Genomic DNA, 14,932 nt, shown 5'->3' with positions numbered 1-14,932 from the left:
CAGCCATCGCGGCTGGGGCAAGTCGGTGGTCATCGGCGTTGCCGGCGCCGGCCAGGAGATCTCGACGCGTCCGTTCCAGCTGGTGACGGGCCGCTCGTGGATGGGAACGGCCTTCGGCGGCGCGCGTGGCCGCACCGACGTTCCGAAGATCGTCGACTGGTACATGGAAGGCAAGATCGAGATCGATCCGATGATCACCCACACCATGCCCCTCGACGACATCAACAAGGGTTTCGAACTGATGCATTCCGGCGAAAGCATCCGTAGCGTCGTGCTGTATTGACGGTAAAAGCCACTTGGCAAGATGTATGCGGCGCATGAGAAAATCGCCGCATATAGCTGAAAAGATTTGATATCATGATTTATGTCGATGCCGACGCCTGCCCGGTCAAGCCGGAAATCCTGAAGGTTGCCGAACGCCACGGCATCGAGGTGACCTTCGTCGCCAATTCGGGATTGCGGCCGTCGCGCGACCCGATGGTGCACAACGTCATCGTCTCCAATGCCTTCGATGCCGCCGATAACTGGATCGCCGAACACGCAGGTGCTGGCGACATCGTCGTCACCGCCGACGTGCCGCTCGCGGGCCGTTGCGTTGCGACCGGCGCGCTTGTGACGGGACCAACCGGCCGCGTGTTCGACAAGACGAATATCGGCATGGCGACCGCCATGCGCGACCTCGGCGCACATCTTCGCGAAACCGGTGAGAGCAAGGGCTACAACGCCGCCTTCTCGCCGCGCGACCGCTCCACCTTTCTCGAAACTTTCGACCGGCTCTGCCGGCGTTCAAAAGCCCATCAAACGCCTGGAGGCCAGCCGTGAACATCATTTCCCAGAACACCGCCTTTGGCGGCATGCAGGGTGTCTTCTCGCATGAGTCCGAAGCTTGCAAATGCGAGATGACCTTCGCCGTCTTCGTGCCGCCGCAGGCTGTCAAGGAGCCCCGACCGGTTCTCTGGTATCTTTCCGGCCTCACCTGCACCCACGCCAATGTCATGGAAAAGGGCGAATACCGCCGCATGGCCGCCGAGCTTGGTATAATCATCGTCTGCCCCGACACCAGCCCGCGCGGCAATGACGTGCCGGATGAGCTGACCAATTGGCAGATGGGCAAAGGCGCTGGCTTCTATCTCGACGCCACCGAGACGCCCTGGGCCGAAAACTATCAGATGTACACTTACATCACCGAGGAACTGCCCGTTCTCATCGCCAGGCAATTCCGCGCCGACATGAGCCGTCAGGGCATCTTCGGCCATTCCATGGGCGGCCACGGCGCCATGACGATCGCGCTGAAGAACCCGGACCGCTTCAAGAGCTGCTCCGCTTTTGCTCCCATCGTAGAGCCGTCGACAGCCGATTGGTCCGCCCCTGCGCTGGAGAAATATTTGGGCAGCGACAAGGCCGCTTGGCGCCGCTATGACGCCTGCGCGCTCGTCGAAGACGGCGCCCGCTTCCCCGAGTTCCTGATCGACCAGGGCAAGGCCGACAGCTTCCTCGAAAACGGATTGCGCCCATGGCTGTTCGAAGACGCAATCAAGGGCACGGATATCAGCCTGACGCTGCGTATGCACGAGCGCTACGACCACTCCTACTATTTCATCTCCAGCTTCATGGACGATCACCTGAAGTGGCATGCCGAACGGTTGGAAAAGTAAAGGTAGTACGATCGCCTTGAAATAGGCAGTCGGCAAAGGCATATAGGAAGCACGCAGACGACTGCGGCGGCCGACATCCAAAATCGGCCGTAGATATCGCGGGGACGGCCTCGCTCTTAACAAAGGAGCGTAAAATGGCTTGGTTCCTGCTTTTCCTTGCAGGTCTGTTCGAAATCGGCTGGGCCGTCGGCCTGAAATATACCGAGGGGTTCACCCGGCTGGTGCCGACTGTTCTCACCGTTATTTCCATGGTCATCAGTGTCGTGCTGCTCGGTCTGGCCGTAAAGACCCTCCCCATGGGCACGGCCTATGCGGTCTGGACCGGTATCGGCACCGTCGGCACGGTTCTCCTTGGCATATGGTTGCTCGGTGATCCCGCGACCTTTGTGCGGCTGCTCTGCATTGGCCTCATCGTGGCCGGCATAGCCGGTTTGAAGCTTGCCGCTTAAGACGACAGCAGTCATCGGCGCTGGCGATTGTCCAGCGCCCAGATTCCCGGCCCGGCAAACACCAGAAACAGGAAGATGAAGCAGAACAGGATCGCCCCATCTCCCTGATTGTTGGCCGGGAAGAAGTCGATCTGCATATGCACCATGAAGTAGGCTATCGCCATTTCACCGCTCAGGAGAAAGGCGATCGGCCGGGTGAAAAGCCCGAGCAAGATCAGGACACTGCCCAAGAGCTCGATGATCCCAGCCACGAAGAACAGCGTCGTGATTTCGTAAGGCGCCGGCGGAAAGCCGAAGACCTTTTGCGTGCCATGTTCGATGAACAGCAGCGCAGTTATGATTCGCAGAATTGCAAGGGCTGCAGGCTGGTAGGGCGACAAGCGCTCGGAAAATGACATGAGGATCTCCGTTCGATAGGGGATGCGAAGGAGATCCTGTCAGAAGTGCTCTCGTTTCGCTGATTACGAAGTAAACACGCGAGAGACGAATTTATTCGCCGGACCCGGCAATTCAACCGAGTCCGACGGAGAGGTTGGTTACTTCTTGTTGTTGTCGATCGCGAGCAGGCCCGGGCCGGCGAAGATCAGGAATAGGAAGACGAAGCAATAGAGAATCGCTGCGTCACCGCCGTTGTTGGCCGGAAAGAAATTCTTCGGATAATGCGCCATGAAATAGGCGACCGCCATGTTGCCGCACAGAATGAACGCGACCGGACGGGTAAAGAAGCCCACGATCGTTGCCAATCCACCGATAACTTCAAGGATACCCTGAACCAGAAGCAAGGTCGGCAGCGGGCTTGGGAACTGACCGCCGAGCGGAAAGCCAAACAGCTTCTGCAAGCCGTGTTCGATGAACAACGCGCCGGTGACGACGCGCAAGACAGTAAGAGCATAGGGCTGATATTGATTCAGCCGATCGGAAAGCGCCATGTTAAACTCCAGTTTTAACTCCCCCACGAGGAAGCAATAGTGCGCACGACCGGGAACGTGAAAACACGGCTTCTGACGTCGGATCAATTTTCCGTGTGATATCCGTGACGTGTTGTCACGGACTCAAAGGGGGATGTTGTCGTGCTTCTTCCAGGGATTGGTCAGATCCTTGTTGCGCAACATTCTGAGACCCTGGGCCAGCCGGCGCCGAGTCGAGCGCGGCATGATCACCTCGTCGATGTAACCGCGCTCCGCAGCAACGAAGGGCGACAGGAAACGGTCTTCATACATCTTCGTATGAGCCGCGATTTTCTCCGGATCGGCGATATCCTTGCGGAAGATGATTTCTACGGCACCCTTGGCGCCCATGACGGCGATCTGCGCTGTCGGCCAGGCGTAGTTGAGATCGCCGCGCAGGTGTTTGGAGGCCATGACGTCATAGGCGCCGCCGAAGGCCTTGCGGGTGATAACCGTGAGCTTCGGAACAGTCGCTTCTGCATAGGCGAATAGCAGCTTGGCGCCGTGCTTGATCAGGCCGCCGTATTCCTGTGCCGTTCCCGGCAGGAAGCCCGGCACGTCGACGAAGGTGACGATCGGGATATTGAAGCAATCGCAGAAACGTACGAAACGCGCAGCCTTCCGCGACGCGTCGCTGTCGAGCACGCCGGCAAGCACCATCGGCTGATTGGCGACGAAGCCGACCGTGGCGCCCTCGATGCGGCCAAAGCCACAGACGATGTTCTTGGCGAAGCTTTCCTGGATTTCGAAGAAATCGCCCTCGTCCGCCACCTTCAGGATCAGTTCCTTGATGTCGTAGGGCTTGTTGGCATTCGCCGGGATCAGCGTATCGAGCGAATTATCCGGTGCCGTCACCGACTGATAGCACTCGATCTCCGGCACCGCGGCCGTGTTCGACTGCGGCAGGAAATCGATGAGCCGGCGCACCTGCAGGAGCGTGTCGACATCATTGTCGTAGGCGGCATCCGCAATCGAGGATTTCGTCGTGTGCACCGAGGCACCGCCGAGCTGCTCGGATGTCACGGTCTCGTTGGTAACGGTCTTCACCACATCCGGCCCGGTGACGAACATATAGGAGGTGTCGCGAACCATGAAGATGAAGTCGGTCATGGCTGGAGAATAGACGTCACCGCCGGCGCAGGGGCCCATGATGACGGAAATCTGCGGAATGACGCCGGAGGCCAGTACGTTGCGCTGGAATACCTCAGCATAACCGCCGAGTGCGGCCACGCCTTCCTGAATGCGGGCGCCGCCGGCATCGTAGATTCCGATAATCGGCGCCCGGTTCTTTAGCGCCATGTCCTGCACCTTGGTGATCTTTTCCGCATGTGCCTCTGAAAGAGATCCACCGAAGACTGTGAAATCCTTGGCAAAAATGAAGACAGTTCGTCCGTTGACCGTGCCCCAGCCGGTCACGACGCCGTCGCCGGCAATCTTGCTCTTGTCCATGCCGAAATCGGTCGAGCGATGCTCGACGAACATATCGAACTCTTCGAAAGAGCCCTCATCGAGGAAGATATCGATGCGCTCACGAGCCGTCAGCTTGCCGCGGGCGTGCTGCGCGTCGATGCGCACCTGCCCGCCGCCGAGCCTTGCAATCTCGCGACGGCGTTCCAGTTCCTGCAGGATTTCCTTCATGCGGCCCTCTCTCCATCATCGCTCGGGCTTAGCATGGCGCGAGCCCTGTTTGAAGCTGTTGGCTTAGTTTGCGAGCCGTGGTGTGTTCAGCGAAAAGATGGAACGAACCCGCGCGGCGATGTCTTCCGCCATCAGCTCATCGGCGGTGGCAGGATCAGGAGCGACAGTTCTGGTCTCGAACGATGCCATGGCAATCACAGCGCCGCCATCGGCTGCCGCAGCATCGATATTGATCTTGGCGCTGCTGCGGTCGCGATTGAAGCCGCGCGCCTTGCGCACGTCGCTCAGTCGGACTGTGATGGCAACCTGTGGCAATTGCGGACCGAAGCTCGTAGCGGCGATCGCGGCGTTGACGCGATCATTGACGGCTGCAACCAGTGCCGGCGACACCGGCGGCAGCGCCTGATCGGCTACGACGGTTGCGCTGCGCACGGCATAGGTTGGAGGCGGAGGATCCACGGACCAGCTCGAGCAAGCGGCCAACGCCAGACATCCCACGAGCGCCGGTATGGCTCTCGGCCTCCACAACAACATGATCCCTGCCCCGACTTTCGAATTTGCAAGATATGCAGATCGATATAAAGGACTGGAAATCAACAATATTCAACTGCGAAGCGCGGAAAAAACCGCGGCCGCGGCCTGAAACTCCTCAAAACGTTGTGCACGGCGCTGCTCGGCTTCTTCGTCGCTGCCCCAATGCTCGATTGTCCAATCCTCGTCGAGATGAGCGAGCGACCAGACCTCGGCAAGCGGCAGGAAACCTTTCGCAAAGGCCAGCGCCAGGATCGCCGAACCGGTCAGAGTCGTGATCGTGTGCAAGCTCGCGAGTTCCATCGGTGTGTCAAACTCGCGCAAAGCAGCGGCGAAGGCCGCGATAGCCTCTTTAGGCTGTTCCTGGTGCATGACGCCTTCGGCCAGGATGAAGCGGGCGCCTAGGTCGCGCGCTGCCCATTCGATCACCGGATTCCAGCGCTGCGACTGCCGCTCGACGAGCCGCTCGGGACCGTCGGCGCGGTAGCAAAGCAGATCGCTGCCGGAGAAGCGGACGATTTCGTCGAATACAGCCTGGCTCTCCGTCGCAACGCCATCGATGGCGGTATTGACGAGGCGCGTCACAGGCATGCTCGCGGGATCGATCACGTCGACCTGTCGCACCCATTCTGCAGCCACCAGCCTGGCAAGCGCTTCCGTCGGCATGGCCAGGGAGTGCCGCGCCGGCGTCTTCACTACCTTGCCATCCAGAGCGATGGCGTGACCGCCCTCGTCCGCGCTGATCGTCACATCCTTATAGAAGCGTTTCGGCAACGGCTTCTTCATCTGGATCTGAGCACGGCGGATCGGATCGGGATGGCTGAGACCTTCGGAAAGATCGTTCAACAGGTCGCGCATGGCGTCACCTCAGAGAATATGGCTCAACAAATCGTTCGGATGGTGGGCGATGGCATCGGCGCCTGCCGCCAGTAGCTCCTCGACGGAAGCATAGCCCCAGGCAACGCCGATGGCAGTCGCACCCGCCGACTTCGCCATCTGCATGTCGTAGATGGCGTCGCCGATCACGATCGTATCGTGCGGATCCATGCCAGTCTCGTCGCAGCATTCCGTGACCATCGCCGGATGCGGCTTGGACGGGCAGTCGTCGGCGGTGCGCGAGACAATGAAATAGGGCGCGAAGTCGTTGACCTCAAGGATATGGGTCAAGCCGCGACGGGATTTACCGGTCACTGCACCGATCAGCAGTTCATCGCGGGCCGCAAGCGTCTCGATCAGCGGCTTGATGCCGTCGAAAAGCGGCGTCTGCATGTCGGCCTCGTCTCGCACCTCCGGAAAGATCGACTTGTAATGCGCCGTCATCGCGATCGCTTCGTCGTCGACATGCGGCTTGCCCTGCAGGCGGGCAATCGCGATATCGAGCGTCAGGCCGATGATCGATTTCGTCGCAGAAACATCGGGGCGCTTATAGCCGAAGGCCACGAAGGTGCGCGCCATAACCTCATGGATCAGCCGCGCGCTGTCGACCAGCGTGCCGTCACAATCGAATAGGACCAGCTTCATTCGTCGTCCGGCTCCCTTGCCGATTCCATATCGAAACCGAGAAGGTTCCAGGTCTGAACCATATGCGGCGGCAAAGGCGCGGTGACGCGCAGGCGTCCGCCGCTCGGATGCGGGATATCGATATGGCGCGCATGCAGATGCAGGCGCTTCTGGACACCGCCCGGAAAATCCCAGTTCGGATCGTCATCGAAATATTTGGGGTCGCCGATGATCGGATGGCCCATATGCAGCGCGTGGACACGCAACTGGTGGGTACGGCCGGTATAAGGCTCCATTTCCAGCCAGGCTAGGCTCTGCGCTGCGGTCTCGAGCACGCGATAGTAGGAGATGGCGTGATCGGCGCCCTCTTCTCCATGCTTGGCGATGCGCATACGGTCGCCATCGGCCGTCGCTTCCTTCACCAGCCAGGTGGAGATCTTGTCCTCATGCTTGCGCGGCACGCCCTTGACCAGCGACCAATAGGTCTTCTTGGTATCGCGCTCGCGGAACGCTGCCGTCAGCTTCTGCGCCGCACCCCGGGTACGGGCAACGACGAGGACGCCTGACGTGTCGCGGTCAAGACGATGTACCAAGCGCGGCTTCTCGCCTTTCTTGCTGGTCCATGCCTCGAGCATCTTGTCGATATGGCGGGTCAGGCCGGAACCGCCCTGCACGGCGAGGCCTGCCGGCTTGTTCAGGACATAGACCTTGTCGTCTTCATGCAGCAGCATGCGCGCAAGAAGTTCGGCGTCGCCGGAGTGCTTGAGGTCGTTGCTGGCAATAGGCCCGCCTTTCGGCCCCTTGGCGTCGACATCGAGCGGCGGCACGCGCACCACCTGCCCCGGCTGTACGCGGGCATCCGTCTTCACGCGGCCACCATCGACACGCACCTGGCCCGAACGCATCAGCTTTTGCAGTTGCCCGAAGCCGAGCCCTGGAAAATGCACCTTGAACCAGCGGTCCAGGCGCATGCCGGCCTCGTCAGGCTCGACCTTAATATGCTCAATCCCGGCCATTCTTCTTCTTTCAAATACCGCGGCATGTCCCAAGCATTGCCAAACCTGCGTTCGGCGGACCATGCAAATTCAAACGACAGGGCATCAGCCCCGCGGCCAGAGATTTCCCGGCCTTTTGACGTGGCTTTAGAGCATTTCGAGGAAAAGTGGAAACCGGAATTATACGGCAGGATAATTTTCTGGCTCAATTTCCCTTGGCCGATATGACGGGCAGATTGATGTCGACCATGCCTGCCTTGTCGAACATCAGCATCACGGGCACCGTGCCGCCCTGCTTGAAAGGCGTCTTTACCTGCTTGAACATCATGTGCATCGTATTCGGCGCGAGCGTCACCGTCGCGCCGGCGGGAATGGCGATGCCGCCTTTCACCTCGCGCATCTTCATGATCTCGCCTTCCATTTTCATCTCGTGCAGCTCCACCTTGCCGGCAGCTGAAGAGGTGACAGAAGTGAGTTTGTCGTCGGTCTTGCCGGTATTGTGGATGGTAATATAGCCGCCACCGACCGGTTGGCCGGGAAGCATGGCGCGAACATAGCCGCCACTGATATCGAGATCGCCAAGTTTGGCAGTCGCGGAGCCGGAAGGCGCCGCACCCGCATCCATGTGCATACCGGGCATGGATTTCATCGTGCCGGTGTCCTCAGCCATCGCTCCACTGGAAGGAAGCGAAAATGCGCCAATGGACATCAGCAATGCGGCTGCGTAGTTGCGGTTCATCTTTGTCTCCTGCCCGGCTCCTCAATCGATGAGAAGGGATAGCCTCTCCCATCTCTGTTGCAAAGGCCCGTATTCATTAGGAAACGCAGGATTGATCGGCGCGACAAAAATTTGTTCAGCGACGACATTTGCCCCTTGCCATCTTCCGCCGGGACCGGATAATGGCTGTCAACCTTGTTGGGAGAATCCGGCGTAAGCCGGTGCCGAAGGAGCAACCGCCCCGGAAACTCTCAGGCCAAAGGACCAGCAAGGGGCAGACGGAACTCTGGAGAGAAGCGCGCAAGCGTTCGCCGAAGGGATAACAATCTCAGGCAAACAGACAGAGGGGGCTCATCGTCAGGCGCAACCGCGCCGAAATTGTGAGCTCTGCGCTTCGAAACGAGCGCAAAACCCGGAGGCGTCATTTGGACGAGACCGCTGCCCTCAAGACCACCCCCCTTCATGCCCTGCATGTGTCCCTCGGCGCCCGCATGGTGCCGTTCGCAGGCTACGACATGCCCGTGCAATATGCGCCAGGCGTGCTGAAGGAACATCTTTGGACCAGATCCTCTGCCGGCCTGTTCGACGTGTCGCATATGGGTCAGGTGACGATCCGCGCACGCTCAGGCAAATATGAGGATGCGGCCCTGGCACTGGAAAGCCTGGTGCCGGTCGATATTCTCGGCCTCGCTGAAAATCGCCAGCGCTATGGCTTCTTCACCGACGACAAGGGCGGCATCCTCGACGATCTGATGATCGCCCACATGGACGACTATCTTTTCGTCGTCGTCAACGCTGCGTGCAAGGAGCAGGATTTCAAGCATCTTCAAGAGCATATCGGCGATAGCTGCGAAGTTACATTACTCGATCGCGCGCTCATTGCCCTGCAGGGACCCCGCGCCGTCGACGTGGTTGCCGAGCTCTGGGCCGATATCGCCCATATGAAATTCATGGACGTGCGCCATTGTCGCCTCCACGATGTCTCCTGCCTCGTCTCGCGCTCCGGCTATAGCGGCGAAGACGGTTTCGAAATCTCCGTCCCGGCCGATAAGGCCGAGGATATCGCCAAGCGGCTGCTGGAGCACCCGGATGTACAGCCGATCGGCCTCGGCGCCCGTGACTCGCTGCGCCTGGAGGCCGGCCTCTGCCTTTATGGCAACGATATCGACCAGACGACGACGCCGATCGAAGGTGCACTCGAATGGGCGATCCAGAAGGCCCGCAAGACCGGCGGTGTCCGCGCCGGCGGCTTCCCCGGCGCAACCCGCATCCTCGGCGAACTCGATGGCGGCACCACGCGGCGTCGCGTCGGCCTGAAGCCGGATGGCAAGGCACCAGTGCGCGGCCACTCCAAGCTTTATGCCGATGCCGAAGGCAAGACGGAGATCGGCGAAGTCACTTCGGGCGGTTTTGGCCCGAGCGTCGAATCCCCGGTTGCCATGGGCTACGTGCCGACCGAGTTCACAGCCCCCGGCACCACCGTTTACGCTGAAGTACGCGGCAAATATCTGCCCGTCGCCGTCAGCGCCCTGCCTTTCATCAAACCCACCTACAAACGCTGAACGTCTTTTCCAGAGAGGATTATCCATGCTGAAATTCACCGAAGAACACGAGTGGCTGAAGGTCGAAGGCGATGTCGCAATCGTGGGCATCACGGCCCACGCAGCCGAACAGCTCGGCGATCTCGTTTTCGTGGAATTGCCCGAGGTCGGTGCCAGCTTCTCCAAGGGAGCCGACGCGGCAACCGTCGAATCCGTCAAGGCAGCCTCCGAAGTCTATTGTCCGCTCGACGGGGAAATCACGGAAATCAACGAAGCCATCACTGCCGATCCGGCCCTCGTCAACTCCGACCCCATGGGTGCTGGCTGGTTCTTCAAGCTGAAGCTGAAGAACATCGGGGATCTCGATGGCCTTCTTGATGAATCCGGTTACAAGGAGCTGATCGGATAATGGCCACGCCTACGGAATTCACCTTCACCGATTACCAGCCATACGATTTCGCCAACCGCCGTCATATCGGCCCGTCTCCGTCGGAGATGGCCGATATGCTCAAGGTGATCGGCTATAAGAGCCTTGACGGCCTGATCGACGCGACGTTGCCGCCGGCGATCCGCCAGACGGCGCCGCTCGCCTGGGGCGCAGCGATGACGGAGCGCGAGGCGCTCGACCGTCTGCGCGAGACCGCCAACAAGAACAAGGTTCTCGTTTCGCTCATCGGCCAGGGCTACTACGGCACGATCACGCCGCCGGTCATCCAGCGCAATATTCTGGAGAACCCCGCCTGGTACACCGCCTATACCCCCTACCAGCCCGAGATCAGCCAAGGCCGCCTCGAGGCACTGCTGAACTACCAGACGATGATCAGCGACCTCACCGGTCTCGATGTCGCGAACGCCTCCTTGCTCGATGAAGCAACGGCTGCAGCCGAAGGCATGGCAATGGCAGAACGCGTCGCAAAATCGAAGGCAAAAGCCTTCTTCGTCGATGCCGAATGCCACCCACAGACCGTAGCGCTGATCAAGACCCGCGCCGAGCCGCTCGGCTGGACCGTCATCGTCGGCAATCCCTTCACCGATCTCGATCCGGTCGACGTCTTCGGCGCTATCTTCCAGTATCCGGGCACGCACGGCCAAATCAACGATTTCAGCGGCCTGATCGCCCGCCTGCACCAGACCGGCGCCATCGCCATCATGGCGACCGATCTCCTGGCGCTGACCCTGCTGAAATCCCCCGGTGAAATGGGTGCGGATATCGCCATCGGCTCGTCGCAGCGCTTCGGCGTTCCGGTTGGCTACGGCGGGCCGCATGCCGCGTTTATGGCCGTCAAGGACGACTACAAGCGCTCCATGCCCGGTCGTCTCGTCGGCGTCTCGGTCGACGCACGCGGCAATCGCGCCTATCGCCTCTCGCTGCAGACCCGCGAGCAGCATATCCGCCGCGAAAAGGCGACGTCGAACATCTGCACCGCCCAGGTGCTCCTCGCCGTCATGGCCTCCATGTATGCGGTCTTCCATGGTCCGCAGGGCTTGAAGGCGATCGCACAACAGGTCCACCAGAAGGCCGTGCTGTTGGCCAAGGGCCTGGAAAAGCTCGGCTATATCGTTGAGCCTGAAACCTTCTTCGACACGATCACCGTCGAGGTCGGCCACATGCAGGGTCTGATCCTGCGTGCAGCCGTCGCCGAAGGCGTCAACCTGCGCAAGGTTGGTGAAACCAAGATCGGCATCAGCCTGGACGAGCGCACGCGCCCGGCAACGGTGGAAGCCGTCTGGCGCGCTTTCGGCGGCGATTTCCGCATCGCCGATTTCGAGCCGTCCTATCGCCTGCCGAAGACTCTGCTGCGCACCAGCGAATACCTCACACATCCGATCTTCCACATGAACCGTGCCGAAAGCGAGATGACGCGTTACATTCGTCGTCTTTCGGACCGCGACCTGGCGCTCGACCGCTCGATGATCCCGCTCGGCTCCTGCACCATGAAGCTGAACGCGACGGCGGAAATGCTGCCGATCACCTGGCCGGAATTTTCGGATATCCACCCGTTCGTCCCGGCCGATCAGGCGCTCGGCTACCGCGAAATGATCGATGACCTCACTGACAAGCTCTGCGCCGTAACCGGCTATGACGCCTTCTCCATGCAGCCGAATTCCGGCGCACAGGGTGAATATGCCGGCCTCCTCACCATCCGCAATTACCACATTGCCAATGGCCAAGGTCACCGCGACATCTGCCTCATCCCGACCTCCGCGCACGGCACCAACCCCGCCTCGGCACAGATGGCGGGCATGAAGGTCGTGGTCGTGAAAGTCAGCGACGACGGCGATATCGACATGGCCGATTTCCGCGCCAAGACCGAGCAATATGCCGACAGCCTCTCTTGCTGCATGATCACCTACCCTTCGACGCACGGCGTCTTCGAGGAGACGGTGAAGGAGATCTGTGATCTCGTGCACAAGCATGGCGGTCAGGTCTATCTCGACGGCGCCAACATGAACGCCATGGTCGGCCTGTCGCGTCCCGGCGATATCGGCTCCGATGTCAGCCACCTGAACCTGCACAAGACCTTCTGCATCCCGCATGGCGGCGGCGGTCCCGGCATGGGCCCGATCGGCGTCAAGGCGCATCTGGCGCCCCACCTGCCCGGCCATCCGGAAACGGACGGCCGCAGCGGAGCGGTCTCGGCGGCAGCCTTTGGTTCTGCCTCCATCCTGCCGATCTCCTGGAGCTATTGCCTGATGATGGGTGGCGAAGGCCTGACGCAGGCGACGAAGGTGGCAATCCTCAACGCCAACTACATCGCTGCCCGGCTGAAGGGCGCCTATGACGTGCTCTACAAGTCCAAGGATGGGCGCGTGGCACATGAATGCATCATCGACACCCGCCCGCTGGCCGCAAGCGCCGGTGTGACGGTCGACGACGTTGCCAAGCGCCTGATCGATTGCGGCTTCCATGCCCCAACCATGAGCTGGCCTGTTGCGGGCACGCTGATGATCGAGCCGACCGAATCGGAAACCAAGGCAGAGCTCGACCGCTTCTGCGAGGCGATGCTGGCCATCCGTGAGGAAGCCCGCGCTATTGAGGACGGGCGGATGGACAAGGCCAACAATCCGTTGAAGAATGCGCCGCACACGGTGGAAGACCTTGTCGGCGAATGGGATCGCCCCTATTCGCGCGAACAGGCCTGCTTCCCGCCCGGCGCATTCCGCGTCGACAAATACTGGTCGCCGGTCAACCGCATCGACAATGTCTATGGCGACCGGAACCTGATCTGCACCTGCCCGCCGCTGGAATCCTACGCCGAGGCCGCAGAATAGGATTTTTACAAAAAAGCGAAGCGGTTCAGTCGCTTCGCTGGAAACAGACATAAATCTATTGCGAAACTTGTCTATGAAAACGCCGCATGTCCGAAAGGATGCGCGGCGTTTTTGATGACGCCACGGTGGGACCTTGGAATTCAGATTTATGCCGGAACGATTCGACGTGGACAACCCCGACACCTACATCGCCGCCGCCTTCGAAACCGACGATCCGGCCTCGATCGCCAAGGCGCTGGGCGAAGTCGCGCGCACGCGCAACATGAGCAAGCTTGCCAAGGATGTCGGCATGAACCGCTCAGCGCTTTATCGCGCGCTCAGCGGCGACGGCAATCCCGAATTTGCAACGATCTTGAAAGTCGTCAAGGCGCTTGGCCTCAAGCTGACGCCCGTTTCGGCAGCTAACTGAAACTTTCAGCCGCTAGCCGATCGCCTCCTCAAGCAGAAGCAACACGAGAAAGCCCGCAAAGAACATAGCGGTCACCCAGGGGCGGTCGGGTGTTTCATGGGCTTCGACCAGCAGTTCCTCGGTGACCAGATAAAGCAGCGCAATCAGCCCGAACGCAAAGAAGCCAGTCAGAATCGGGCCGGGCAATGAAGCGATCGGTGTTCCCAGCAAGGCGCCGATCGGCAGCAGCAGCGCAAGCGCTGCCGTCACCGCGACGATCTTCGTTCGAGAACGGACGCTCTCACCAAGTTCGTTCGCCACCGTCAAACCAAGGAATAGCACCTCGATCGTCAGGGCGATGGTCAGCAGCAAGCCGACTTTCGGCCCCGCTGCAAAACCGATGCCCAGCACGAGCCCGTCGATCAGGATGTCGATGCCGATGGCAGCCAGAAGACCGACCGGCCCCTTGGCCCAGTTTTCCAACTGCTTGACCAGCAACATCACGCCAACACCAATAGCGCCGCCGATCACCGTCGCCAGGGGATAACCGCGATGCATGACATCAGGCAGAATTTCTCCGGCGGCGGCGGCAAACACGACGCCGGCTGCAAAATGCTGGATTGCGCTGACAAGATTAGGCCCCGGCCGCGTATTCACCGCAACCGCGGCACCCGCGATGGCTGCTGCCGCCGGGATCAATGTGTAAACCCATGCCGCAGTCGCCATAAGATCTCCCTTGCGCGGCTCGACCTCATCCGGCTCGAAGCCGCTGGTCAGCCGAGGGCGATGGAAGACCCTCAGCATCCATCGATCAAAGCACGAAATGCTGCAAGGTGAAATACAGGAGGTGTATTTAGGCGGGTTGCGCAGCCTGTCGTTGCGCCGCCAGTGCGGCGAGATCGGCAGGTTTCAATTCGACGGATTCGCCGCAGCCGCAGGCCGATGTCTGGTTCGGATTGGTGAAGATGAAGCCCGAGCGCAAGGTCGTCGTCTCGAAGCCCATTTCTGTGCCGAGCAAATAGAGGACGGCCGAGGGCTCAACCCAGACCTTTGCGCCATCGCGCTCGATCAGATCGTCCTTCGCATTCGGCTCGGTCACCAGATCGATGGTATATTCCATCCCGGCGCAGCCGCCCTTCTTGATGCCGACGCGAACGCCCTTGGCATCGGGACCGGAATTTTCGACGATCGCCTTGACGCGGGCAGCTGCCGCGTCCGTCATGCTCATGATTGCGAAGCCCATGGGCTCATTCTCCTTCCGCAACCGGGGTCAAGATCCGGCGCTTCGAGTCTCAAT

The 14,932-nt window shown here is 60.4% G+C and carries 17 protein-coding genes, 1 pseudogene and 1 riboswitch; of the genes and pseudogenes, 8 read left to right on the top strand and 10 right to left on the bottom strand.

Annotated features, from left to right (window positions below):
* From AC13QE_RS08465 to sugE, 4 genes and pseudogenes are all read left to right on the top strand, one after another.
* Positions 1–283 (top strand): annotated as a pseudogene (locus AC13QE_RS08465) (S-(hydroxymethyl)glutathione dehydrogenase); the annotation flags it as partial.
* A 74-nt stretch (positions 284–357) separates the two neighbouring features.
* Positions 358–822, top strand: coding sequence for a YaiI/YqxD family protein (locus AC13QE_RS08460; protein WP_488483327.1), 465 nt, complete (start codon positions 358–360; stop codon positions 820–822).
* Positions 819–1,655 carry an S-formylglutathione hydrolase gene (gene fghA, locus AC13QE_RS08455; protein ID WP_488483326.1) on the top strand — a complete coding sequence of 279 codons (837 nt, stop codon included), beginning with the start codon at positions 819–821 and terminating at the stop codon, positions 1,653–1,655. Before AC13QE_RS08460 ends, fghA begins: the two co-directional genes overlap by 4 nt.
* Before the next feature lie 134 nt (positions 1,656–1,789).
* Positions 1,790–2,104: a quaternary ammonium compound efflux SMR transporter SugE gene (sugE, locus tag AC13QE_RS08450; protein WP_488483325.1), complete on the top strand. Its 315-nt coding sequence runs from the start codon at positions 1,790–1,792 to the stop codon at positions 2,102–2,104.
* Between the two features lie 11 nt (positions 2,105–2,115).
* Here sugE and AC13QE_RS08445 read toward each other — a convergent pair whose 3' ends face one another.
* The 8 genes from AC13QE_RS08445 to AC13QE_RS08410 all read right to left on the bottom strand — a co-directional run bounded on the left by AC13QE_RS08445 (position 2,116) and on the right by AC13QE_RS08410 (position 8,454).
* Positions 2,116–2,502 carry a DoxX family protein gene (locus AC13QE_RS08445; protein WP_488483324.1) on the bottom strand — a complete coding sequence of 129 codons (387 nt, stop codon included), beginning with the start codon at positions 2,500–2,502 and terminating at the stop codon, positions 2,116–2,118.
* A 138-nt stretch (positions 2,503–2,640) separates the two neighbouring features.
* Positions 2,641–3,033, bottom strand: coding sequence for a DoxX family protein (locus AC13QE_RS08440; RefSeq protein ID WP_488483323.1), 393 nt, complete (start codon positions 3,031–3,033; stop codon positions 2,641–2,643).
* Between the two features lie 123 nt (positions 3,034–3,156).
* Positions 3,157–4,689 (bottom strand): acyl-CoA carboxylase subunit beta, encoded by a 1,533-nt coding sequence (locus tag AC13QE_RS08435; protein WP_132716729.1) that lies wholly within the window; start codon positions 4,687–4,689, stop codon positions 3,157–3,159.
* A 63-nt stretch (positions 4,690–4,752) separates the two neighbouring features.
* Complete coding sequence (locus AC13QE_RS08430) at positions 4,753–5,148, bottom strand: hypothetical protein (RefSeq protein WP_488483322.1); 396 nt, start codon at positions 5,146–5,148, stop codon at positions 4,753–4,755.
* Positions 5,149–5,292: 144 nt separating this feature from the next.
* The gene (locus AC13QE_RS08425; RefSeq protein ID WP_488483321.1) at positions 5,293–6,078 is read right to left on the bottom strand and encodes an ATP12 family chaperone protein; all 786 of its coding nucleotides are present in this window, start codon (positions 6,076–6,078) and stop codon (positions 5,293–5,295) included.
* Between the two features lie 9 nt (positions 6,079–6,087).
* Complete coding sequence (locus AC13QE_RS08420) at positions 6,088–6,741, bottom strand: HAD-IA family hydrolase (RefSeq protein ID WP_015340000.1); 654 nt, start codon at positions 6,739–6,741, stop codon at positions 6,088–6,090.
* On the bottom strand, positions 6,738–7,736 hold the full coding sequence (locus AC13QE_RS08415; RefSeq protein WP_488483320.1) for an RluA family pseudouridine synthase: 999 nt from the start codon (positions 7,734–7,736) through the stop codon (positions 6,738–6,740). The genes AC13QE_RS08420 and AC13QE_RS08415 overlap by 4 nt, the downstream gene beginning before the upstream one ends.
* 184 nt (positions 7,737–7,920) lie before the next feature.
* Entirely contained in the window at positions 7,921–8,454 is a 534-nt protein-coding gene (locus AC13QE_RS08410; RefSeq protein ID WP_488483319.1) for a copper chaperone PCu(A)C, read from the bottom strand.
* Positions 8,455–8,622: 168 nt separating this feature from the next.
* Positions 8,623–8,710, top strand: a riboswitch (glycine riboswitch).
* Between the two features lie 148 nt (positions 8,711–8,858).
* Between AC13QE_RS08410 and gcvT the strand changes: the two genes are divergently transcribed.
* From gcvT to AC13QE_RS08390, 4 genes are all read left to right on the top strand, one after another.
* Positions 8,859–9,995, top strand: coding sequence for a glycine cleavage system aminomethyltransferase GcvT (gcvT, locus tag AC13QE_RS08405; RefSeq protein ID WP_488483318.1), 1,137 nt, complete (start codon positions 8,859–8,861; stop codon positions 9,993–9,995).
* 25 nt (positions 9,996–10,020) lie between these two features.
* Positions 10,021–10,383, top strand: coding sequence for a glycine cleavage system protein GcvH (gcvH, locus tag AC13QE_RS08400; RefSeq protein WP_132716735.1), 363 nt, complete (start codon positions 10,021–10,023; stop codon positions 10,381–10,383).
* Entirely contained in the window at positions 10,383–13,247 is a 2,865-nt protein-coding gene (gcvP, locus tag AC13QE_RS08395) for an aminomethyl-transferring glycine dehydrogenase (protein WP_488483317.1), read from the top strand. The genes gcvH and gcvP overlap by 1 nt, the downstream gene beginning before the upstream one ends.
* A 148-nt stretch (positions 13,248–13,395) precedes the next feature.
* Positions 13,396–13,656, top strand: a complete 261-nt coding sequence (locus AC13QE_RS08390) for an addiction module antidote protein (RefSeq protein ID WP_132716737.1) — start codon at positions 13,396–13,398, stop codon at positions 13,654–13,656.
* A gap of 12 nt (positions 13,657–13,668) precedes the next feature.
* Here the strand turns inward: AC13QE_RS08390 and AC13QE_RS08385 are convergent, their stop codons facing one another.
* Both AC13QE_RS08385 and sufA read right to left on the bottom strand, forming a co-directional pair.
* Positions 13,669–14,361: a ZIP family metal transporter gene (locus tag AC13QE_RS08385; RefSeq protein WP_488483347.1), complete on the bottom strand. Its 693-nt coding sequence runs from the start codon at positions 14,359–14,361 to the stop codon at positions 13,669–13,671.
* Positions 14,362–14,488: 127 nt separating this feature from the next.
* Entirely contained in the window at positions 14,489–14,878 is a 390-nt protein-coding gene (gene sufA / locus AC13QE_RS08380; RefSeq protein WP_285202695.1) for a Fe-S cluster assembly scaffold SufA, read from the bottom strand.
* Positions 14,879–14,932: the final 54 nt, after the last annotated feature.

The organism is Martinezella sp. CNPSo 3957 (genome assembly GCF_057784395.1).
Note: the sequence above shows the minus strand (reverse complement) of the source record. Positions and strands in the feature narration are given on the sequence as shown.

Coding starts and splice junctions, on each gene's coding strand:
- AC13QE_RS08460 (WP_488483327.1), top strand. CDS start 358: ATGATTTATGTCGATGCCGACGCCTGCCCGGTCAAGCCGGAAATCCTG.
- sugE (WP_488483325.1), top strand. CDS start 1,790: ATGGCTTGGTTCCTGCTTTTCCTTGCAGGTCTGTTCGAAATCGGCTGG.
- AC13QE_RS08445 (WP_488483324.1), bottom strand. CDS start 2,502: ATGTCATTTTCCGAGCGCTTGTCGCCCTACCAGCCTGCAGCCCTTGCA.
- AC13QE_RS08440 (WP_488483323.1), bottom strand. CDS start 3,033: ATGGCGCTTTCCGATCGGCTGAATCAATATCAGCCCTATGCTCTTACT.
- AC13QE_RS08435 (WP_132716729.1), bottom strand. CDS start 4,689: ATGAAGGAAATCCTGCAGGAACTGGAACGCCGTCGCGAGATTGCAAGG.
- AC13QE_RS08425 (WP_488483321.1), bottom strand. CDS start 6,078: ATGCGCGACCTGTTGAACGATCTTTCCGAAGGTCTCAGCCATCCCGAT.
- AC13QE_RS08420 (WP_015340000.1), bottom strand. CDS start 6,741: ATGAAGCTGGTCCTATTCGATTGTGACGGCACGCTGGTCGACAGCGCG.
- AC13QE_RS08415 (WP_488483320.1), bottom strand. CDS start 7,736: ATGGCCGGGATTGAGCATATTAAGGTCGAGCCTGACGAGGCCGGCATG.
- AC13QE_RS08410 (WP_488483319.1), bottom strand. CDS start 8,454: ATGAACCGCAACTACGCAGCCGCATTGCTGATGTCCATTGGCGCATTT.
- gcvH (WP_132716735.1), top strand. CDS start 10,021: ATGCTGAAATTCACCGAAGAACACGAGTGGCTGAAGGTCGAAGGCGAT.
- gcvP (WP_488483317.1), top strand. CDS start 10,383: ATGGCCACGCCTACGGAATTCACCTTCACCGATTACCAGCCATACGAT.
- AC13QE_RS08390 (WP_132716737.1), top strand. CDS start 13,396: ATGCCGGAACGATTCGACGTGGACAACCCCGACACCTACATCGCCGCC.
- AC13QE_RS08385 (WP_488483347.1), bottom strand. CDS start 14,361: ATGGCGACTGCGGCATGGGTTTACACATTGATCCCGGCGGCAGCAGCC.
- sufA (WP_285202695.1), bottom strand. CDS start 14,878: ATGGGCTTCGCAATCATGAGCATGACGGACGCGGCAGCTGCCCGCGTC.